We start from the raw sequence: 19789 nt of genomic DNA, 5'->3' as shown, positions 1-19789 counted from the left end.
GGGTGGGGGTGGGGGCGGCGTCGCCCTGGTCTCGGTCCATGACCCAGCACGCTCGCGCATCTCCCGTCCCGTGGGCAACACCGCCTTTCCCGCCGTTTCCGCGCGGTTGACGACCGGTCAGTTCTTCGTGCCGTGCAGGGTCCGCGCCACCTTGGGGCCCAGCCAGCGCTTGAGCCGGCGCAGGGATTCCAGCCGCCCCGCCGCCCGGTCGATCCGGTAGTAGAGCTGCGGCGGCACGTACGGCAGCAGCGGTGAGTGCCGCTGGCCGAGGAGCGCGAACATCTGCGCCGGGGGCAGGGTGATGTAGCGCGGCAGGTTCTCGTACCACTGGGCGCTGTGGCGGGCCGCGCTCTGCACGGGCAGCAGCGCCGGCCTGCGGGCGCCCTCGTACGCGGCGAGCGCCGGGGCGAGTGCGGCGGGGCCGTCCCCGGACCGCGTGCGCAGGGCGCCGGCCAGGGCGATGGCGTCCTCCAGGGCGAGGGTGGTGCCCGCCCCGATGGAGTAGTGCGTGGTGTGGGCGGCGTCGCCGAGCAGGACGACGTTGCCGTGGGACCAGCTCCGGTTGGTGAGGGTGCGGAAGTTCAGCCACTGCGCGCTGCCGCCCGCGGACGCCCGGCCGATCAGCCGGTGGCCGTCCAGCAGGTCCGCGAAGAGCCGTTCCAGGAGCGCCAGCCCCTCGGCCTCGTCCGCCCGGTCGAGGCCGAGGCCCGTCCATGTCTCGGGCGAGCACTCGACGACACAGGTGCTGCGGTCCTCGCTGAACCCGTAGGCGTAGCACCAGATCCAGCCGTGCGGCGTCTCCACGAAGGCGAAGGTGAAGGCGTCGAAGACCTTCGTGGTGCCGAGCCAGATGTAGGTGTTGCGGCCGAGCACGGTCTCGGTCCCGAAGTGCTCCGCGTGGCGCTCGCGCACCCCGCTGCGGACGCCGTCGCAGGCGACCACGAGGTCGGCGTCGGGCAGCGCGGACCCGTCGGCGATCTCGTCCTCGAACGCGAGGCGCACGCCCAGGGAGCGGGCCCGGTCGGCGAGGATGTCCAGCAGCCGGCCACGGCCGATGCCGAAGCCCTCGTCGCCGCGGTGCCTGGTCGTACGGTCGCCGACGTGCGCGACACCGTCGCTCCAGCGCACCGAGTTCTCGCGCACGGCACGCGCCGACTCGGGGTCGTGCGCCTCCAGCTCCGCCAGCAGGCTCCCCCAGTACGTCACTCCCCAGCCGTACGTCGAACCGGCCGGGTTGCGTTCGTGGACCGTGATCTCGTGGTCCGGGTCCTGACGCTTCATCAGGATCGAGAAGTACAAGCCGGCGGGGCCGCCGCCGACACAGGCGATCTTCACGCGCACATCCCACTGTTCACTCGGGCACTCACCCGGGGGTTTCACTCAAGGTAGCGGATCAAGAGCACAGAGTAGGCGGGCGGTGGACGGTGCCGGGGCGCACCGCGCCGCGTGTCGGAGCGGTCCGGCCGTGACGACGGGGCGAACCTGGGCATCCGTAGAGGAAGACCGATCGCGCCAGGGAAGGGCTCATGGACACCACCACGTGGATCGTTGTTCTCGTCGTCGCGGCGGTGCTGGCGGCGGCGCTCGCCGCCGCGGTCGTCCTCACCGTCCGGCTGGTCCGCACCCGGCGCGACCTGCGCAGGGCCGGGCTGCCGACGGGCCCCAAATGGGTCTTCTGGGGCGCGATCGCCTATGTCGTGCTGCCGACCGACCTGATGCCGGACCCGGCCTACTTCGACGACATCGCCGTACTGCTCCTGGCACTGCGGTCGATGCGCTCGTCGTCCGCCCCGCTGCGCCGGGACCGCGACGGTTCTGCTTGGCTGGAGCGGTCGGACAAGGACCTCTAGGCTCGGAACGCACATGCAGGCAGACATCCGCCGGATCGCCGACGGCATCCATCTCGTGCACGGCAGCAACACCAACTGGGTGATACTCGGCGACGGGGACGCCTTCACCCTCGTCGACACCGGCTATCCCGGCGACCGCGAGACGGTGCTCGCGTCGCTCGCCGCCGTGGGCGGTTCGCCCGAGGCGGTCACGGCCGTCCTGGTGACGCACGCGCACAACGACCACCTCGGGTCGGCCGAGTACTTCAGCAGTACTTATGGGACTCCGGTCTACCTGCACGAGGCCGAGGTCCCGCACGCGCGGCGGGACTTCCTCCACCAGGTGTCCGTGGGGACGGTCCTGCGGAACGTCTGGCGGCCCGGGGTGGTGCCGTGGTCCGTGCACGCGCTGCGGTCCGGCGGCACGGCCCATGTCCCGGTGACCGGGCCGCGCGCGTTCCCCGGGGAGGGGCCGCTCGACCTGCCCGGGCGGCCCGTGCCCGTGCACACCCCCGGGCACACGGACGGGCACTGCGCCTTCCACCTGCCCGAGGCGGGGGTGGTGATCTCGGGCGACGCGCTGGTCAGCGGGCACCCGACCTCACGCGTGGCCGGTCCGCAGCTGCTGCCCGGCATGTTCCACCGCGACCGGGGGCGGACGCGGGCCTCACTCGAAGCGTTCGAGGCGCTGGACGGTGATGTGCTGCTGCCCGGGCACGGGCCCGTGCACCGCGGGTCGGTCCGCGAAGCGGCCCGCCGGGCGCGGGAACGGGCGGTCTGAACGGTCCGTTCCCGGCTGCGGGTGCCTCGTGGCTGAGCGCGCAGTTCCCCGCGCCCCTTACGGGGCCGGGGCGCAGGCCCGCTTTTTAGGGGCGCGGGGAACTGCGCGACCGGCCACGGACGGCCCGCAGCCACACTCCGACGGACAGTCGTGCCGCCTGCGAAACCGCTACCAGCGGGATTCGACCTGGGGGCGGATCCGGCGGTCGTACAGGTCCGTGATCGCCGTCAACGTGTCCGCCGGCAGCGGCGGGAGCTTGCCGGCCGCCGCGTTCGCGCGCGCCTGCTCCGGGGAGCGGGCGCCCGGGATGACCGTGGTCACGCCCGGCTGCTGGACGATCCACGCCAGCGCGAGCTGCGCCGGTGTCACCCCTTCCGGCGCGAGCGCGGAGAACTCGGCCGCCGCCTCCACCCCGGTGGCGTAGTCGACGCCGGAGAAGGTCTCCCCCTGGTCGAACGCCTCGCCGTGCCGGTTGAAGGTCCGGTGGTCGTTCGCCGCGAACACCGTGTCCTTCGTGTACTTGCCCGACAGCAGCCCGGAGGCCAGCGGGACCCGGGCGATGATGCCGACCCCGGCCTCCCGCGCCGCGGGCAGCACCCGCTGCAGCGGCTTCATGCGGAACGGGTTGAGGATGATCTGCACACTGGCCACCCCCGGCCGGGCGATCGCGGTCAGCGCCTCGTCGGCCGTCTCCACGCTCACCCCGTACGCGGCGATCCGCTCCTCCTCGACCAGCGTGTCGAGGGCGTCGAACACCTCGTCCGAGGAGTACACGGGGGTCGGCGGGCAGTGCAGCTGCACCAGGTCGATCCGGTCGACGCCGAGGTTGCGGCGCGAACGGTCGTTCCAGGCACGGAAGTTGTCCAGGACGTAGTTCTCCGGGACCTGGTCGACGCGGCGGCCCATCTTGGTCGCGACCAGCACGTGCAGGTCGGGCCGGCTGCGCAGGAACGTCGCGATGGTCTCCTCGCTGCGCCCGTCCCCGTACACGTCGGCGGTGTCGAAGAACGTCACCCCCGCCTCCGCGGCGGCCTCCAGGACCGCCAGCGCGTCCTTGTCGTCCACGTCGCCCCAGTCGGCACCCAGTTGCCAGGTGCCGAGTCCGACGACCGATGCGTGCTGTCCCGACCTGCTGAATTCGCGCTCTTCCATGGGGTCAGTCTGGCACCCGCCCCGCACCGTGCGGCACGCCGCCCCCGGGCGAGTCGTCCGAGGTCGTACCGTCCGGCCCCGCGGCACGACCGTCATCATGACCACCAGGAATTCACCTCCGCCCGTGCAACCGGCAGGCGCACGCGGTGCGTACAAGAGGGTGCCGGTACCGCGCTCCGCGGTGCGGCGCGTGCCCCGATCCGCTCGGCGGACGACGAATCGACGACTTGGAGAACGACACAGATGGTCTCAGGAATGACGGTCAGGGGTACGGCGGCACTGGGGGCGGTCCTGCTCTCCGTCCTGGCCGTGCCCGCGCAGACGGCGACCGCGGCACCGGCCGGCGACGGCGACGCCTCCGTGCGGGCGGGGGCGGCCGAGGACCTCGCGGCGCCCGACGTGGCGGGGCTGCGCGAGGTGCTGCGGACCGCGCTGACCCAGGGGGCGCCCGGCGCCATGGCGCGCGTCGACGACGACGGCACGGTCCACGAGGTCGCCGAGGGGGTCGCGGACCGGACCACCGGACGGGCCATCGCCAACGCCGACCGCTTCCGCGTCGGCAGCGTCACCAAGAGCTTCTCCGCGGTGGTCCTGCTGCAGCTGGTCGACGAGGGCGCGCTCGACCTGGACACCTCCGTCAACACCTACCTGCCGGGGCTGCTGCCCGACGACCGCATCACGGTGCGCCACGTGCTGAGCCACCGCAGCGGGCTGTACGACTACACCAACGACATGTTCGCCGATACGGTCCCGGGCTTCGAGGCCGTCCGCAACAAGGTGTTCAGCTACCAGGAACTGGTGGACCTGTCCCTGAAGCAGCCCCTGGGCAACGCGCCGGGCGCCGCCTACTCGTACTCCAACACCAACTTCGTCGTCGCGGGCATGCTGATCGAGAAGCTGACCGGGAAGTCCGTGCAGTCCGCGTACAAGAGCCGCATCATCAAGCCGCTCGGCCTGCGCGACACCTCCTACGTGCACCCGAGGACCACGATCGCCGGGCGGCACGCCAAGGGGTACCTCCCGCCCGACGTGCCCGACGGGACGCTCACCGACTCGACCGAGCAGACCGTCTCGTGGGCGCAGAGCGCGGGCGCGATCATCTCCAGCACCCGTGACCTGGACACCTTCTTCTCGGCCCTGCTGCGCGGGAGGCTGACGTCGGCCGCGCAGCTCGCGCAGATGCAGCAGTGGGTGCCCGTCAACAGCACGCAGGGGTACGGGCTCGGCCTGCGCCGGCGCGACCTGTCGTGCGGGGTCTCGGTGTACGGCCACACGGGCACCGTGCAGGGCTACTACACGTACGCCTTCACGTCGAAGGACGGCAAGCGCAGTGTCACGGCGCTCGCCAACACGTCGAACAACGGGACCGTGCTGAACACCATGGCCCGCACGCTGGAGTCGGCGTTCTGCGGCAAGCCCGCGAAGGCCGCACCGGCCGCCTCCGCGCGCGTCGCCGCGCCCGTGGAGCGGTACGAGGACATCGCGCCCGGGATCGCCCGCGACTGACCGGGCACCGGGTGCCCGGAACCCGCGCACACCCGCGGGGCGTTGAACGGTCGACGCCCCGCGGGGCGCGCAGGGTGATCCGGCACGGCGACGGGCGGCACGATGGACGAGTTGGTTCCCGGTGGCAACATGGCGCTGCCGGGCGGTGTCCTGACCTTCCGGGTGCCCGGCCCGTTCGACGTGTCGGCGGTGGTCACGGACGACGGCGGCCGGGTGCGCGGCGACGGTGACCTCGTGTTCTACAACCAGCCCGCCGCGCCGGGCGCACGTCTGGCCGGGGAGTCCCTCACGGTCGATCCGGCGGCGCTGCGGGCCGGGGCCGGCCGTGTCACCGTCGTCGTCAGCCCGGCCGAGCCCGGCACCCCGCTGGGCCGGCTGCCCGCGCCGATCCTGCTGGTCACCGGCCCGGACGGCCGCCCCTTGGCCCGTTTCGCCCCGCCGCGCCCGGAGCGCGAGACGGTGCTGCTGCTCGCGGAGGTCTACCGCCGCGGCCCCGCCTGGAAGCTGCGCGCGCTGGGCCAGGGCTACGCCGACGGGCTGGCCGGGATCGCCCGGGACTTCGGCATCGAGGTCGCCGAGGACGCCACCGGCTCCGGAACCGGTCCCGCGAACGCAACCCCGACGACGGCAACGGCAACGGCAACGGCAACGGCAGTGACAACGACAGCGGTTCCGGGGGCGGGGGCGGGCGGCGCCGATCCCGTCACCGAGGGCTTCCTGCGGCTCGTGAACTCCGCCCGGGCCGGTGCCGGGTCCCCGCCCGTCGTCCCGGACGCGCGGCTGACCGCGGTCGCGCGGGCGCACGCCGCGGGGATGGCGCAGCGCGGGCGCCTCGGTTCCGAGGGCGCCGACGGGCTCTCCCTGCACCAGCGGGTCACCGCCGGGGGCTACGCCTACCTCACCGTCGGCGAGCACCTGGTCTCCGGACCGCGCGACGCGGCGGAGTTCGTGGAGTACTGCCTCTCGGGCGGACGGACCCGGCGCACGGTCCAGGACCCGGCGTTCACCGAGGCCGGTGTCGCGTGCGTGACCGACGGCCGGTCCGGGACGCCGTACTGGACGGCGCTGTGGGCCGCGCCCCTGACCCCCGCGGGGCTGGCGCGGACCGCGGCCGAGGTCCTCGCGCTCACCAACGCCGAGCGGGCCGCGGCCGGGCTGCCACCGCTGGCCGACGACCCCCTGCTGACCAGGGCGGCGCAGGCGCACAGCACGGACATGGTGGCCCGTGCCTTCTACTCCCACACCTCCCCCGACGGCAGCGAGCCCTGGCACCGGGCCGCCGCGGCGGGCAGCTCCCGCCGCACCATCGGCGAGAACATCGCCTGCGGCCAGCGCTCCCCCGCCGAGGTCGTGCGGGGCTGGATGGACAGCCCCGGCCACCGCGCCAACATCCTCAAGCCCGCCTTCACCCATCTGGGCGTCGGCTTCGCGGGCGGCGGCCCGGCGGGCACGTACTGGACCCAGCTGTTCGGCGCCTGATCCCGCACCGGTCCCGCGGTTCGCCATCGCCGCAGGTCAGGTGCGTATTAACGATGATGACAACGGTCACCGGTGCAGCCTTTGCCGATCTCCGCCAGGTGCGCTTCACTGCGGGTGTCGGGCACTCGTCGGACACCGGAGCGAGGGGGACACTCATGACCAGCGCGCACCACGGCCACGAGCACGGGGCGGGGACGCGGCCGCCCGCGCCACCGCCGCGAGCACCCGGTCCGTGTCGCTGCCGGTCGTCCGCCAGTTGCTGAAGGCGGCCCGCAGCGCGTGCACCCCCGCGTAGGAGGTGGGGGTCAGGAAGGCCTCGCCGGAGTCCGCGACCGCCCGGCCCAGCGCGTGCACCCGCTCCCGGGTCGGTGATCCGGCGAGCGTGAAGCAGACGACGTTCAGCCGGACCGGCGCGAGCAGCCGCAGCTCCGGTACGCCCGCGATCCCCTCGCCGAGCCGCCGGGCCAGCGCCACGTTCCGCTCGACGATCTCGCGGTGCCCCTCGCGGCCGTACGCGGCCAGCGAGAACCAGGCCGGGAGCGCCCGCAGCCTGCGTGAGTTCTCGGGCGTCAGGTGCACGAAGTCGGGCTCGCCGGCCGGCAGCCCGAGGTACGGCGACGCGTTGTGGAAGACCCGCACCTGGAGGTCCTGGTGGCGGGTGAACTGCACGGCCGCGTCGTAGGGGACGTTGAGCCACTTGTGGAGGTCGACGCAGACCGAGTCGGCGGCGTCGATCCCGTCGGTGAGGTGCGCGTACGCGGGGGACAGCGCGGCGAAACCGCCGAAGGCGGCGTCCACGTGCAGCCAGAAGCCGTACCGCTCCTTGAGGTCCGCGATCGCCCGCAGGTCGTCGAAGTCGACCGTGTTCACCGTCCCCGCGTTGGCCACGACGACGGCCGGGCGCCCGTCCAGCGCTTCGAGCGCCTCGGCCAGTCGTGCCACGTCGACGGCCTCCCGGCCGGGCAGCACCGGCACCGTGCGCAGCCGGTCGCGGCCGATGCCGAGGACGGACAGCGCCTTGGGGATGCTGGAGTGCGGGCTGCCGGAGAGCACCTCGACGGGGCCGAGCGCCGCGACGCCCGCCTCGGACACCCGGACCCCCCGGCGTTCGCCCAGCCATTCGCGCGCCAGGGCCAGCCCGACGGTGTTCGAGACGGTCGCACCCGTCACGAAGGCGCCGCTGTGCGCGTCGCCCAGCCCGAACAGCTCCCGCAGCCAGCCCAGCGTCTCCCGTTCGAGGGCGGCCGCCGAGGAGGCGTCCCCGCCGGCGGCGTTCTGGTCGTAGGCGCTGGTCAGCCAGTCCCCGGTGACGGCGGCCGGGGTGGCGCCACCGGTCACGAAGCCGAGGTAGCGGGGCCCGGCGGAGGCGGAGAAGCCGGGTGCCCACCGCTCGGCGAAGCGCGCGAGGGCGCCCTCGGCGCCGGCTCCGCGGTCCGGGAGCGGCCGGGCGGCGGGGGCACCGCCGGGCGCGACGACGGGCCTGGCGTCCAGCCCCGACACCTCGCGGGCGGCGAAGTCACGCGCGGACTGCAGGAGTTCGGGGAGCCGGGAGAGATCGTCGGCGAGCAGGGGATGCATGGCGGCAGCGTAAGGGGGCGGGCCCGGCGGAATCAGGGGCCAATCGCGGAGAACTGGCCCCGGGGACCGGAGAGGGGGCCGCGACCCGCGTGAGCCGCCGCGGGGACGCGTACAAGATCATGTCACTGTTTCGTCTCAGCCCGTCCGACCCCACAACCCCTGCCCTCCCGCGCGGGTCTAGTGGGCACGGATCGACCGGTGCGACCGGATCGAAGAGGAACCTGAAAGGGAAGGCCCGACCATGGGGGACACACGCAGACGGACAGCCGTCGCACTGGGGGTCACCGCGCTGGTGACACCGCTGACCTTCGCACTGGGTGCGGCACCGGCCCAGGCGGCGAGCTGCACCACCTCGGCCGGCCCGTACCAGAAGCAGGTCGAGAAGTTCCTCGGCCGGCCCGTGGACGGCAGGCAGTCCGCAGCCGACTGCAAGGCGATCAAGGCCTTCCAGACCAAGCACGGCATCACCCCGAACATCGGCTACGCGGGCTCCGTCACCTGGGGCGTGATGGATCTCATGACCAAGCAGAAGGCCGTCGGCAACAAGCCCAACGCCGCCGGCAAGTGCCCGGTCAACAAGGGCCGCATCGCCTGCGTGAACCTGACGCTGCAGCTCAGCTGGATCCAGGACGGCGCGAACCTCGTGTACGGGCCGGTGCCGGTGCGCACGGGCCGCGACGGCTACGAGACCCGTACCGGCCTGAAGAAGATCTACTGGCGCAACATCGACCACGTCTCGACCATCTACGACGTGCCGATGCCCTACAGCCAGTTCTTCGACGGCGGCCAGGCCTTCCACTCGGTCGGCGTCAGCATGTGGAACCCGCCGGGCTCGCACGGCTGCGTCAACATGACGAAGACGGACGCCAAGAAGTACTGGTCGCTCCTGAAGAAGAACGACGACGTGTACGTGTACGGCCGCAAGCCGGGCACCTGATCCGGCCGTCCCCGGGAACGGCCGGACCGGGAACGGGACGCCACGCCCCGGGGACGTCACGCCTCCGGGGCGTCCCCGAAGTCCGGGATGTCCAGTCGGACGCCGCCCTGCCGCGCCCACTCCCTGCCGTCCAGGTGCTGGTCCTGGGGGCAAGGCCGGGGCGGCCGTGCGGCGGCATGAGGCCTGTGACCGGGCCGAAAGGCGGTAAGTATCACAGTCTTCACTCACATGGTCTTCACGCAGAGCCCCGTATGATTCACGGTATGTCCACCACTCACCGTCGTGCGCCAGGAGCCACGCAACGATCAGCCGCCGAAGTCAATGACGAGATCCGGGCCCTGTGGCTCCGGGCCGGCGGAACGCTGAGCGGTGAACAGCGGCGGGAGTACCAACGGCTCGTCCTGGAATGGGCGTCGGCCGCGCCGCGCCCCCAGGCGCACACGGACTCCTCACAGGCCGCCTGACCACCCTCCGGGGCCGCCCGGCGCGGCCCCGTCCTCCTCTTCACGCCCGCTTGTCAGCCTTTCGTCGCACCCTGCAGCAGGCCCGCGAGGAAACTGCGCTGGAAGACGACGAACAGGATCAGGATCGGCAGCATCACGATGATCGTCCCCGCCGCCAGGGTGGGGATGTCCGTGCTGTTCTGGCCCACGAAGAAGCCCAGGCCCGCGGGCGCGGTGTGCTTGGTGGTGTCCTGGATGAGGACCAGCACCAGCAGGAACTGGTTCCACGACCACATGAACACCAGCAGGCCGAGCGTCATCAGGGACGGGCGCGCCAGCGGGAGCAGGATCCGCACCAGGATCGTGCCCGACGAGGCCCCGTCGATCCGGGCCGCCTCCACCAGCGACATCGGCGTCGACCGGAAGTGCGTACGCATCCAGAACACGCTGAACGGCATGAACAGCGCGATCTCCACCAGGATCACACCCAGGTAGGAGTTGGTCAGGCCGACGGTGCGCAGGTCGAAGTAGAGGGGCACCACGATCAGCTCCACCGGGATGGTGAGGCCGGCGACGAAGAACGCCGCCGTCGCGTTGCCGCCGGGGAGCCTCATGGTGCCCAGCGCGTACCCCGCGAGCGCCGCGAGGACCAGACAGGCGGGGACCACCCCGACCGCGATGACGAGGCTGTGCCGGATCAGGTCGGAGAAGCCGGCCACCGACCACGCCGTCTCGTAGTTGTCCCAGCTCCACCGCTCCGGCCAGGTCAGCCCGACCACCGGGGTGCCCGCCGGCTGGAGCGAGGCGAGGAAGACACTGAGGAACGGGATGACGACGACGATCGCCATGACGGTCAGCAGGGCGTAGCCGGACCAGCGTTCCGAGCGCGCGACGGTGTTCATGACTCCGACCTCGACAGACGGTTGATGAGGTACACGATCGCGAGTATCAGGCAGCCCAGGACGACGGCCAGGGCCGCGGCGAGCCCCACCTTCCCCTCGGAGAACGCCAGCCGGTACACCAGCAGGCCGGGGACCGTCGTCTGCTCGCCCGGCCCGCCGTTCGTCGTCACGTACACGATGTCGAAGCTGGCCAGCGCGGCCACCGTCGTGACGGTCATGGCGACGGCGAGCTCACCGCGCAGATGCGGCAGCGTCACCGCGGTGAACTCCCGGACCGGGCCCGCGCCGTCGATCCGCGCCGCCTCGTACAGGCTCGGGTCCACCTTCTGCACCCCGCTGAGGAAGAGCATCATGCACAGTCCGCTCAGCACCCAGGTGCCCACCAGCCCCACCGCGACCAGCGCGGCGTCGAAGTCGCCCAGCCAGGCACGGGCCGCACCGTCCAGCCCGACCGCCCGCAGCGCCTGGTTGACCACCCCGTCGTCCCCGTACAGCCAGCGCCAGGTCACGCCGACCGCGACCAGCGGCACGACCTGCGGCAGCATGAACAGGAAGCGGTACGCGCCCATGCCGGGCCGCCGGTGGCGGGCCAGCAGCCCGGTCGACAGCAGCCCCAGCACGATCGGCACGAAGGAGAAGAACACCACCAGGACCAGGGCGTTGACCACCGAGCGGCGCAGGATCGGGTCCTGGAAGATCTCCGCGTAGTTGTCCAGGCCCACCCAGTCGCCGAGCGTGACCCCGTCCCACTCGAACAGCGACAGGTACGCGGTGTGCAGGGCGGGCAGCACCGCGAAGACGAGGTACACGGCGAGGGCGGGCAGGACGTACACGTACCCGCGCCACCTGCTGCGCCCGCGCACCCGCCGCTCCCGGGACCGCGGTGCGCCCTCCACGACCGGTGGCCTACTCGCCATGGTGGTCCTCCCACTCGTCCTGCAGTGAGTCGAGGTAGTCCGCGGGCGTGACGCGGTCCGCGATGAGCTTCTGGACGCCGGAGCGCAGCCGGTCGAGCATGGCGGGCGCGGCGAAGTCGGGGAAGGTGGTGATCCCGTCGTCGGCGACGGCCCGCCGGTGGCCGTCCGCGATGTCCGCGAGCACGCCCGTGGGCTTCTTCACGGCGTCGGGGTTGGGCGGCAGGAAGCCGTTGTCGCTGATGATCTGGCCCGCCTCGGGGGAGGTCAGGAAGTCGAGGAACACGCCCGCCGCCTCCGGGTGCCGGCTCAGCGACGACACGGCGTACGAGACGCTGAACCCCGAGGCCACCGTGGGGGAGTCCGCCTTCTCGCCGGGCATCGGGAAGAAGCCGACGCGGTCCCCCATGGCGGTGGCCAGCTGCCCGGCCGCCCAGTTGCCGTTGATCAGGAAGACGCTGTCGCCCTTGGCGAACTGCGCGGTCGAGTCGACCTGCGCGGTGCCGTTCGCGGACTCGTTGTAGTACCCCTTGCGGCCCCACTCGACGATCAGCTCGCTGGCCTCGATGGCCGCCGGGTTCTCCATCGTGGCGCCCTTCTTGCCGTTCACCCAGTCCCAGTACGCGTCGGTGGGCATCAGCTGGTTGAGCAGGGCCGCCCACAGGTGCAGGCCGCCGGAGTCGAGCGCGCCGACGCCCAGCGGGGTCAGCCCCGCGTCCTCGGCCGCGGCGAGCTGCTCCTCGAACTCCGCCAGTGTCTTCGGCGGGGCCTCGATCCCGGCCCGCCGGGCGAGCTCCTTGTTGTAGTAGATGCCCGTCATCGACAGGCCCGCCGGCACCCCGAACAGGGCCCGCCCGCCGGTCGCCTCGCTGGTCCGGCCCCCGGTGAGCTGGTCCAGGCTGACCGGCGGGACGGCCTCGTCCCAGCCGTACGCCTCCCGCCACGGCGCCAGGTCCAGGACGTGCCCGTCCGCCGCAAGATCGGTCATGCCGACCGCGTATTGCGCGATGTCGGGGGCGGTGTCGGAGGTCATCGTCAGCCGGAGGTTCTGGACGTAGTCCGAGAACGACTTGTACTGCGGCTCGACGTCGATGCCGGGATGCCCCTTCTCGAACGCGGCGATCAGCGCGTCGACCATCAGGGGCGCGTCCGCGAACTGCAGCCGCAGGGTGACGTCCCCGTCCGGCACGGCCGTCGACGACGGCACGGCGGTGGGGCCCGGCACCGCCGTCGCGCTGCCCGGGGTGAGCGCCTCGCACGCGGCGAGCGGGAGCACGAGGGCGAGGGCGCAGGCCGTCGCGGCGACGCGACGGCGCACCCGGTGCGTGCGGTCCATCATCGGCCTCCTGGCGTGGTCTCGTCGGTCGGATCGATGGCCGGCCCCGCAGGTGTCAGCCTCTCGGGCAACGATCCCGGAACCGTTCCAGCAACGCGCTGTTGCGGTGTTCGGCGTCGGCGTCGGTGTTCTGGCTGACGATCAACGGCGGTACCTGCCCGTGGTGCTCGGCCAGCAGCTGGGCCGCCCGGCAGGTCAGCGCGTTGACGAGGGCCGCCCCCAGCACCGTGGACAGGGCCCCCACGGCCAGGCCGCCCAGCGGCACCACCGTGTCGCCGGGGCCGCCGTGGGTGTCGATGACGATGTCCGCGACGTCGAGCAGGCGCTGTCCGCCGGCGTGCCGGGACGCGGCGGCCAGCGAATGGGCCCGGCTGGTGACGGCGACGACGGTCGCGCCCGTCTCCCGTGCGCCCAGGGCGAATTCGACGGGGACGGCGTTGATCCCGGAGTTGGAGATCACCACCACCACCTCGCCCGCCCTGATGTCCGCGGTGCGCAGGATCGCCGCCGCGTAGCCGCTGACGCGCTCGGCCGCGCCGGCCCGGCGCGGGGCCGCGGGGGAGAGCGCCGGGTCGGCGATCACGTTCACCGGCGCGAGCCCCCCGGCGCGCTGCAGCGGTTCGACGGCGACGAGCTGGGAGTGGCCGCTGCCGAAGTAGTGGACGACGCCCCCGGCGGCGACGCTGTCCGCGACCGCCCGGGCGGCGCGCTCGATCGCGGGCCGCTCGGCGGTGGCCAGCGCGCCCAGGTGCTCCTGGAGCGCGGCGAAGTAGGCGAGATCGGCGTTCATCGTGTCGAGACCACCTGGGTGTCGGACGGAGCCGCTGGGTGGCTGTGGACCGTACCAGCGCGGTCGGGGGATGCCCAGCCCCGCGGGCGACAACGGCTCGATCCGGTCGACTTGCTTGACCGCCGCGCGAGGCAGGTCTAGCTTCTTGGGTTCCGTGGTACGTACCACAGTCGACAGGGGTGGTCCGGACGATGTCGCCTCCCGGGGAACCGGACGCGCGCAGCGCGGCCGCGCAGCAGCTGCTCGGACGCCTCCTCGGGGACCGGGCCGCGGAGTTCACCGCCGAGGTGGTCCCGGCCGCGGGGGAATGCGACTGGTACGAGATCGACTCCGGGCCGGACGGGGTGACCCTGCGCGGCTCCAGCGGTGTCGCGGTCGCCTCGGCGCTGCGCCGGTACCTGCGGACCGCCTGCGGGACGCAGATCACCTGGGACGCCCCCGTGCCCCGCCTCCCGCACCGGCTGCCGCGCACCGGCACGACCGCCCGCACGACCTCCCCGTACCGTCACCGCTACCACTTCAACGTCTGCACCTTCGGCTACACCACGGCCTTCTGGGACTGGGCGCGCTGGGAGCGCCACATCGACTGGATGGCCCTGCACGGGGTGACCACGCCCCTGGCCATGACCGGCCTCGAAGCGGCATGGCACCGGGCGCTCCTGGCCACCGGCCTCGACGACGAGGCCGCCCGGCGCTTCCTCGGCGGACCGGCCTACCTGCCGTGGAACTGGCTCGCCTCGCTCGACGGCTGGGCCGGCCCGCTGCCCCGGAGCTGGATCGACGCCCACGCGGACCTCGGCCGGCGCATCCTGGACCGGGAACGGGCCCTCGGCATGCGGCCCGTCCTCCAGGGCTTCTCCGGGCACGTCCCCCGCGAGCTCGTCGCGGCCCGGGGCGCCCGCGCGACGACCCTGCCCTGGTGGGACTTCGAGGTCGGCATGCTGGACCCCCGCGATGCGCTCTTCCAGGAGTTCGGCACCACCCTGCTGACCGAGCAGACCCGGCTGTTCGGCACCGACCACCTCTACGCCGCGGACCCCTTCATCGAGACGACGCCCCCGGTGGACGAGCCCGCCGAACTGGCCGCGGTCGCACGGGCGGTGCACGGGGCCATGACCGCGGTCGACGAACGGGCCACCTGGGTCCTCCAGGCCTGGCCCTTCTCCTACCGCTCCCGCTACTGGACCCCGCCGCGCACCCGGGCCTTCCTCGATGCCATCCCGGACGACGGCATGCTGGTCCTGGACCTGTGGGCCGAGCACCGGCCGGTCTGGCGGAGCACCGACGGCCACCGCGGCAAGCCCTGGGTGTGGTGCATGCTGCACAACCTCGGCGGACGGCCCGGCCTGTACGGGAAACTGGACGAGATCGCGACCGGCGCCGCCCGCGCGGGCGCCGACCCGCACGGCGGATCACTGGCCGGGACCGGCACGAGCACGGAGGCCTTCGGCAGCGACCCCGTCCTGTACGAACTGCTCGCGGACGTCGCCTGGCAGGGCGCCGTCGACGACGTGCCCGCCTGGCTGGAGACCTGGACCCGCGCCCGCTACGGCCGCACCACCCCCGCGCTGCTGCGCGCCTGGGAACTGCTGCACACCGCTGTGTACGCCTCGGAAGGGCCCGGACCGCCGGGCTCGGTCGTCATCGGCCGGCCCACCCTGGCGGGCGACCTGCGCCACGAACTGCCGGTGCACCTGGCCGACCCGCCGTCCCCCGACCCGCCGGCCGGCCTGGCCGAGGCGTGGACGCTGCTGGCCGGCGAGGCGGCGAAGGAGGACAGCGCGGGACCGCTCGGCCGCGACCTGTGCGACGTCACCGCGCAGCTGCTCACCCACGCGGCGTGCGCCCACCAGTGGCGGGCGGCCGACGCGGCCGTCGCCCGGGACGCCGACCGCTTCCACCGCGCCGCCGGCGAACTGCTCGACACCATCGGGGACCTGGACGACCTCCTCGCCACCCGCCCCGAGTACCGGCTCGACACCTGGCTCGCCGACGCCCGCGCCTGGGCCACCACGCCCGCCGACGCCGACCTGTACGAGGGCAACGCACGGCGCCTGCTCACCCTCTGGGGCCACACCCGCAGCGAGCTGCACGACTACTCCGGCCGCCACTGGGCCGGCCTGGTCCGCACCTTTCACCTGCCCCGCTGGCGCAGCTGGTACGAGCACGTGGCCCGGGCGCTGGAGACCGGATCCCCCTACCCCGCCGAGGAGTTCGAGGCGTCGCTGCTCGCCCAGGAGGAGCGGTGGGTCGCCGACCGGGGCGCGACGACGCCGCCGGGACCGGACACCGCCGCGGCGACCCTGGACGTGGTGCGTACGCTGATGCCCCGCTACCGCGTCCTGCGGCGGTAGCGGACAGGCGCGACCCGCGGAGTGGATGTGACGGTCGAGGACAGGCGTTCGGACGACGGCCCGGCGGATTCCTACAAGCACGAGGCGCTGCGGCGGCGGCTCCAGGCCGACATCGCCGGGATGCGCCCCGACGAGGCGCTGCCCACCGAACGGCAGCTCGCCGAGCGGTACGACGTCAGCCGGGCGACCGCCCGGCGCGCGCTCCAGGCGCTGCGCGAGGACGGTCTCGTACGCAGCGTGCGGGGCGTCGGCACGTTCGTCTCGCACCCCAGGATCACCAAGACGTCGACGCTCACCTCGTTCTCCGAGGACCTGCGCTCGCGCGGCTACCGGCCCAGCGCCGAACTGCTGTCCGCCCAGCGCGTCGAGGCGGACCTGCACCACTCCACGGCCCTGGGCGTCGACCCCGGCACACCCCTGCACCGCATCGAACGGCTGCGCCTGGGCGACGACTTCCCCATCTGCGTCGAGACGGTCTACCTCTCCGCCGAGCGGTTCCCGGACCTGGACGAGTCGCTCCTCACGGGCTCGCTCTCCGAGGCCCTGGAAGTCACCCACGGCGTCCGGGTGGCGCGCGCCACCCAGCAGATCCGCGCGGTCAACGTGACCGGCCGCCAGGCACGGCTGCTCGGCGTCAAGGAGGGCTCCGCCGCGCTGCTGGTGCGCCGCACCGCGTACGACGGGACGGGGCACGTCGTGGAGTACGGGGAGTCGCTGTGCCGGGGCGACCTGTACGAGTTCTCGCTGGTGGTGACGGTCTAGGACTCCGGCCCGAGTTCCTGTCCAGGGCACCGGTCCCGGGTCCCGGTCCGGGACACCGGCCGCGGGCCCGCTCTGCTGTCGGCGAATCTGCTGCGGGCCGAGATTCCTTCCGCGCCGCCGCCGGCGGGCCGAGGGTGGGGACACCGCGGCGCACCCGGCCGCGTCACCACCAGGAGGATCGATGGCACTCATCAGCACCGGACTGGACTCCGGCCTCGGCTCCGGACGGGCTCCGGCCCGCGCGCCGCGGGCCGAGGACGGGGACACCCCACCGTCCCGCTTCGACGACCACCTCGCCGCCCAGCTCCTCAACCAGCGCATCATCTTCCTCGGCACCCAGGTCGACGAGGTCTCCGCGAACCGGATCTGCGCGCAGCTGCTCCTGCTGTCGGCGGAGGACCCACGCACCGACATCGGCCTCTACATCAACAGCCCCGGCGGATCGGTCCACGCGGGCCTCGCCATCTACGACACCATGCGGCTCATCCCCAACGACGTGTCGACCCTGGCCATGGGGTTCGCCGCCAGCATGGGGCAGTTCCTGCTCACCGTCGGCGCCCCGGGCAAGCGCTACTCGCTGCCGAACGCGCGCATCATGATGCACCAGCCGTCGGCCGGCATCGGCGGGACGACCGCCGACATCGCCATCCAGGCCGACAACCTCCGGTTCACCAAGGAGACCATCGAGCGCATCACCGCCGAGCACACCGGCCAGAGCGCGGAGACCGTCTCCCGCGACGGCGACCGCGACCGCTGGTTCACGGCCGAACAGGCACGGGAGTACGGCATGGTCGACCGGGTTGTCGACGCCCTCGACGACGTACGCCCGGCGGCCTCCAAGCGACGGATGGGACTCTGACATGAGCCAGTACACGATCCCCAACGTCGTCGAGCGCACCCCGCAGGGCGAGCGCGCGTACGACATCTACAGCCGGCTGCTGTCCGAGCGGATCATCTTCCTCGGCACCGAGATCGACGACGGCGTGGCCAACGTCGTCATCGCCCAGCTGCTCCACCTGGAGTCGGCGGCCCCCGAGCAGGAGATCGCGATCTATCTCAACTCGCCCGGCGGCTCCTTCACCTCGCTCATGGCGATCTACGACACGATGAGCTTCGTCGGCGCGCCCATCTCGACGTTCTGCGTCGGACAGGCCGCCTCCACGGCGGCGGTGCTGCTGGCCGGGGGAGACCCCGGGCGCCGCTTCATCCTGGAACACGCGCGGGTGCTCCTCGGACAGCCCGCGAGCGGCGGGGCGCAGGGCACCGTCTCCGACCTGACCCTGCAGGCCGAGGAGATGCTGCGGATCCGCTCGCAGGTCGAGGAGGTGCTGTCCCTGCACACCCACCACTCCGTCGAGACGCTGCGCGCCGACATGGACCGCGACAAGGTCTTCACCGCGCGGGAAGCGGTGGCGTACGGCCTCGCCGACGAGGTGCTGGGCCGGCGCCTGACGGCCGCCGCCTGAGAGGGACGGCCCCCGGGTTCAGGAGGCGGCGCGGTCGCCGGGCGGGTCAGGCGGCGAGCAGGACGGGGCCCGGCCGGACGCTCGCCTCCGTGCGGTGCGGCGCGGTGCGCGGGCGCAGCGGGCGCGGCTGCGCCTGGCGCACGAGGCGGCGGTGCGTGAGGGCCAGCAGGTCGGCGAGGCCGAGGCCGAGCGCGTGGGCGGCGGCCGCGAGGACCTCGGACGAGGCCTCCTTGCGGCCGCGCTCCAGCTCGGAGAGGTACGGCATCGAGATGCGCGCCGCGTCGGCGACGTCCTTCAGCGTCCGCTCCTGGGCCAGCCGCTCGCGCCGCAGCACGTCTCCCACGACGTCCCGCCACAACGGCTCGCGGGGCGCCGGCTCCTCGGCCACCCGTGGGGGTTCGGCCGGTTCCGCCGGAACGGGTCGCAGGGGAATGACGCGGGCGCGGTCGGACGCGTGGCTGCTCACCCCTCCACCCTAGGAAGCGCGCCCGGTTCCGGGCACCCCGCCGCGTTCAGCCCTCGGCGAAGCCGGCCGGCGCGACCGCGGACCGCCGACCGGCGTGAGCGCGGCCGCGGTTCAGTGCAGGTGCGGTTCGTCGCGGTGGACCGGGCCGTGCGCCCCCTCGCAGTGGCCGCCGCCGGAGCCGGGACCGGAGCCGGGACCGGAGCCGGTGCGGACCTCCAGGACGGTCGCCGGGGCGTGGTCGACCTGGAGCGTGGTGTGGCCGATCTCGTAGTCGCACTGCAGGACCTTCTCCAGGTCCAGGCGGACCGTGTGGCAGTCCGCCACCGGCTCGACCAGGACGTGCGCGGACAGCGCGGGCTGCCCCGAGGTGATCGTCCACACGTGCAGGTCGTGCACCTCGGCGACCGAGGAGTGCGCGGCGAGCCGGTCCCCGATGGCGTCCGGGTCCAGGTGCGCGGGCGCCGCCTCCAGGAAGATCCGCCCCGACTCCCGTACGAGCCCGTAGCCGGCCTTGAACATCAGCGCGACCACGACCAGCGTGGCGATCGCGTCGGCCCGGGCGAAGCCGGTCAGCAGCACCACGAGGCCGGCGACCGCGGTCCCGACGAACGCGAACAGGTCGTTGAGGATGTGCTGGTAGGCGCCCTCGACGTTCAGGGAGGTGCGGTTGGCCTTCGAGATGCACCAGGCCGCCGCCACGTTCACCGCGATGCCCGCCAGGGCCGTGTAGAACATCAGCCCGCCCGCCACCTCGGGCGGCTCGAACAGCCGCCGCACCGCCTCGTACGCCAGCCAGGCGCCGAGCAGCAGCAGGGTCAGGCCGTTCGCCTGGGCGGAGAGGATCTCGGCCCGCTTCAGGCCGTACGTGAAACCGCCGCGCGCCGGACGCTCGGCCAGCCGCATCGCGATCAGCGCCAGCACGATGGACACCGCGTCGGTGAGCATGTGCGCGGCGTCGGAGATCAGGGCGAGCGAGCGGGCGACGACGCCGATGACGACCTCGATCGCCATGAACGAGGCGATCAGGGTCAGCGCGATCGCGAGCCAGCGCCGGTCYGCGTCCGCGGCGACACCGTGCGCGTGCCCCGCGTGCC

At 73.2% G+C, this 19789-nt stretch carries 19 protein-coding genes; 10 read left to right on the top strand and 9 right to left on the bottom strand.

Annotation, left to right across the window (positions count from 1 at the left end):
• Positions 1-117 precede the first annotated feature (117 nt).
• Positions 118-1335, bottom strand: a complete 1218-nt coding sequence (locus FGF04_RS09000; protein ID WP_188114009.1) for an FAD-dependent monooxygenase — start codon at positions 1333-1335, stop codon at positions 118-120.
• Positions 1336-1526: 191 nt separating this feature from the next.
• Here FGF04_RS09000 and FGF04_RS08995 point away from each other — a divergent pair, with 191 nt between their 5' ends.
• Together FGF04_RS08995 and FGF04_RS08990 are read left to right on the top strand one after the other, a co-directional pair.
• The gene (locus FGF04_RS08995) at positions 1527-1850 is read left to right on the top strand and encodes a YkvA family protein (protein WP_149510732.1); all 324 of its coding nucleotides are present in this window, start codon (positions 1527-1529) and stop codon (positions 1848-1850) included.
• Positions 1851-1863: 13 nt separating this feature from the next.
• Entirely contained in the window at positions 1864-2610 is a 747-nt protein-coding gene (locus FGF04_RS08990; protein ID WP_149510731.1) for an MBL fold metallo-hydrolase, read from the top strand.
• Between the two features lie 168 nt (positions 2611-2778).
• On the opposite strand, the gene FGF04_RS08985 is transcribed toward FGF04_RS08990, so the two are convergent.
• The gene (locus FGF04_RS08985) at positions 2779-3762 is read right to left on the bottom strand and encodes an aldo/keto reductase (protein WP_149510730.1); all 984 of its coding nucleotides are present in this window, start codon (positions 3760-3762) and stop codon (positions 2779-2781) included.
• A 243-nt stretch (positions 3763-4005) separates the two neighbouring features.
• Between FGF04_RS08985 and FGF04_RS08980 the strand changes: the two genes are divergently transcribed.
• Positions 4006-5268, top strand: coding sequence for a serine hydrolase domain-containing protein (locus tag FGF04_RS08980; RefSeq protein ID WP_149510729.1), 1263 nt, complete (start codon positions 4006-4008; stop codon positions 5266-5268).
• Positions 5269-5370: 102 nt separating this feature from the next.
• Positions 5371-6747, top strand: a complete 1377-nt coding sequence (locus FGF04_RS08975; RefSeq protein ID WP_149510728.1) for a CAP domain-containing protein — start codon at positions 5371-5373, stop codon at positions 6745-6747.
• A gap of 153 nt (positions 6748-6900) precedes the next feature.
• On the opposite strand, the gene FGF04_RS08970 is transcribed toward FGF04_RS08975, so the two are convergent.
• Positions 6901-8325 carry a pyridoxal phosphate-dependent decarboxylase family protein gene (locus FGF04_RS08970; RefSeq protein WP_149510727.1) on the bottom strand — a complete coding sequence of 475 codons (1425 nt, stop codon included), beginning with the start codon at positions 8323-8325 and terminating at the stop codon, positions 6901-6903.
• 241 nt (positions 8326-8566) lie between these two features.
• Here FGF04_RS08970 and FGF04_RS08965 point away from each other — a divergent pair, with 241 nt between their 5' ends.
• Together FGF04_RS08965 and FGF04_RS40935 are read left to right on the top strand one after the other, a co-directional pair.
• Positions 8567-9262 (top strand): L,D-transpeptidase family protein, encoded by a 696-nt coding sequence (locus FGF04_RS08965; protein ID WP_149510726.1) that lies wholly within the window; start codon positions 8567-8569, stop codon positions 9260-9262.
• Between the two features lie 251 nt (positions 9263-9513).
• Positions 9514-9726 carry a hypothetical protein gene (locus FGF04_RS40935; protein ID WP_149510725.1) on the top strand — a complete coding sequence of 71 codons (213 nt, stop codon included), beginning with the start codon at positions 9514-9516 and terminating at the stop codon, positions 9724-9726.
• 53 nt (positions 9727-9779) lie between these two features.
• On the opposite strand, the gene FGF04_RS08955 is transcribed toward FGF04_RS40935, so the two are convergent.
• Genes FGF04_RS08955 through FGF04_RS08940 form a run of 4 tightly spaced genes read right to left on the bottom strand, consistent with a single transcriptional unit; the run spans position 9780 to position 13647 of the window.
• Positions 9780-10607 (bottom strand): carbohydrate ABC transporter permease, encoded by an 828-nt coding sequence (locus tag FGF04_RS08955; RefSeq protein WP_149510724.1) that lies wholly within the window; start codon positions 10605-10607, stop codon positions 9780-9782.
• A complete protein-coding gene (locus FGF04_RS08950) occupies positions 10604-11524 on the bottom strand; it encodes a carbohydrate ABC transporter permease (protein WP_149510723.1) in 921 nt (306 codons plus the stop codon). The genes FGF04_RS08955 and FGF04_RS08950 overlap by 4 nt, the downstream gene beginning before the upstream one ends.
• On the bottom strand, positions 11514-12860 hold the full coding sequence (locus FGF04_RS08945) for an ABC transporter substrate-binding protein (RefSeq protein WP_149510722.1): 1347 nt from the start codon (positions 12858-12860) through the stop codon (positions 11514-11516). The genes FGF04_RS08950 and FGF04_RS08945 overlap by 11 nt, the downstream gene beginning before the upstream one ends.
• Positions 12861-12912: 52 nt before the next feature.
• On the bottom strand, positions 12913-13647 hold the full coding sequence (locus FGF04_RS08940; protein WP_149510721.1) for a sugar isomerase domain-containing protein: 735 nt from the start codon (positions 13645-13647) through the stop codon (positions 12913-12915).
• 191 nt (positions 13648-13838) lie between these two features.
• Here FGF04_RS08940 and FGF04_RS08935 point away from each other — a divergent pair, with 191 nt between their 5' ends.
• The 4 genes from FGF04_RS08935 (at position 13839) to FGF04_RS08920 (ending at position 18229) form a co-directional block, all read left to right on the top strand.
• Positions 13839-16001, top strand: a complete 2163-nt coding sequence (locus FGF04_RS08935; protein WP_149510720.1) for an alpha-N-acetylglucosaminidase — start codon at positions 13839-13841, stop codon at positions 15999-16001.
• A 27-nt stretch (positions 16002-16028) separates the two neighbouring features.
• The gene (locus FGF04_RS08930) at positions 16029-16763 is read left to right on the top strand and encodes a GntR family transcriptional regulator (RefSeq protein WP_149510719.1); all 735 of its coding nucleotides are present in this window, start codon (positions 16029-16031) and stop codon (positions 16761-16763) included.
• A 181-nt stretch (positions 16764-16944) separates the two neighbouring features.
• The gene (locus FGF04_RS08925) at positions 16945-17622 is read left to right on the top strand and encodes an ATP-dependent Clp protease proteolytic subunit (RefSeq protein ID WP_149510718.1); all 678 of its coding nucleotides are present in this window, start codon (positions 16945-16947) and stop codon (positions 17620-17622) included.
• Between the two features lies 1 nt (position 17623).
• On the top strand, positions 17624-18229 hold the full coding sequence (locus FGF04_RS08920; protein WP_149510717.1) for a ClpP family protease: 606 nt from the start codon (positions 17624-17626) through the stop codon (positions 18227-18229).
• Positions 18230-18275: 46 nt separating this feature from the next.
• Here the strand turns inward: FGF04_RS08920 and FGF04_RS08915 are convergent, their stop codons facing one another.
• Positions 18276-18695, bottom strand: coding sequence for a helix-turn-helix domain-containing protein (locus FGF04_RS08915; RefSeq protein WP_149510716.1), 420 nt, complete (start codon positions 18693-18695; stop codon positions 18276-18278).
• A gap of 111 nt (positions 18696-18806) precedes the next feature.
• Positions 18807-19789 (bottom strand): cation diffusion facilitator family transporter (locus tag FGF04_RS08910; RefSeq protein ID WP_235882246.1); only part of this gene is annotated, 983 nt, incomplete at its 5' end.

The organism is Streptomyces apricus (genome assembly GCF_008369065.1).
Taxonomy (GTDB): Bacteria; Actinomycetota; Actinomycetes; order Streptomycetales; family Streptomycetaceae; genus Streptomyces; species Streptomyces apricus.
This window is presented reverse-complemented; position numbering and strand designations above follow the sequence as displayed.

Bases quoted from the DNA above. Each gene is read 5' to 3' on its own strand.
- FGF04_RS08935 (WP_149510720.1), top strand. From the start codon at position 13,839: ATGTCGCCTCCCGGGGAACCGGACGCGCGCAGCGCGGCCGCGCAGCAG.
- FGF04_RS08965 (WP_149510726.1), top strand. From the start codon at position 8,567: ATGGGGGACACACGCAGACGGACAGCCGTCGCACTGGGGGTCACCGCG.
- FGF04_RS08975 (WP_149510728.1), top strand. From the start codon at position 5,371: ATGGACGAGTTGGTTCCCGGTGGCAACATGGCGCTGCCGGGCGGTGTC.
- FGF04_RS08925 (WP_149510718.1), top strand. From the start codon at position 16,945: ATGGCACTCATCAGCACCGGACTGGACTCCGGCCTCGGCTCCGGACGG.
- FGF04_RS08995 (WP_149510732.1), top strand. From the start codon at position 1,527: ATGGACACCACCACGTGGATCGTTGTTCTCGTCGTCGCGGCGGTGCTG.
- FGF04_RS40935 (WP_149510725.1), top strand. From the start codon at position 9,514: ATGATTCACGGTATGTCCACCACTCACCGTCGTGCGCCAGGAGCCACG.
- FGF04_RS08940 (WP_149510721.1), bottom strand. From the start codon at position 13,647: ATGAACGCCGATCTCGCCTACTTCGCCGCGCTCCAGGAGCACCTGGGC.
- FGF04_RS08985 (WP_149510730.1), bottom strand. From the start codon at position 3,762: ATGGAAGAGCGCGAATTCAGCAGGTCGGGACAGCACGCATCGGTCGTC.
- FGF04_RS08955 (WP_149510724.1), bottom strand. From the start codon at position 10,607: ATGAACACCGTCGCGCGCTCGGAACGCTGGTCCGGCTACGCCCTGCTG.
- FGF04_RS08990 (WP_149510731.1), top strand. From the start codon at position 1,864: ATGCAGGCAGACATCCGCCGGATCGCCGACGGCATCCATCTCGTGCAC.
- FGF04_RS08920 (WP_149510717.1), top strand. From the start codon at position 17,624: ATGAGCCAGTACACGATCCCCAACGTCGTCGAGCGCACCCCGCAGGGC.
- FGF04_RS08950 (WP_149510723.1), bottom strand. From the start codon at position 11,524: ATGGCGAGTAGGCCACCGGTCGTGGAGGGCGCACCGCGGTCCCGGGAG.
- FGF04_RS08945 (WP_149510722.1), bottom strand. From the start codon at position 12,860: ATGATGGACCGCACGCACCGGGTGCGCCGTCGCGTCGCCGCGACGGCC.
- FGF04_RS08980 (WP_149510729.1), top strand. From the start codon at position 4,006: ATGGTCTCAGGAATGACGGTCAGGGGTACGGCGGCACTGGGGGCGGTC.
- FGF04_RS08970 (WP_149510727.1), bottom strand. From the start codon at position 8,325: ATGCATCCCCTGCTCGCCGACGATCTCTCCCGGCTCCCCGAACTCCTG.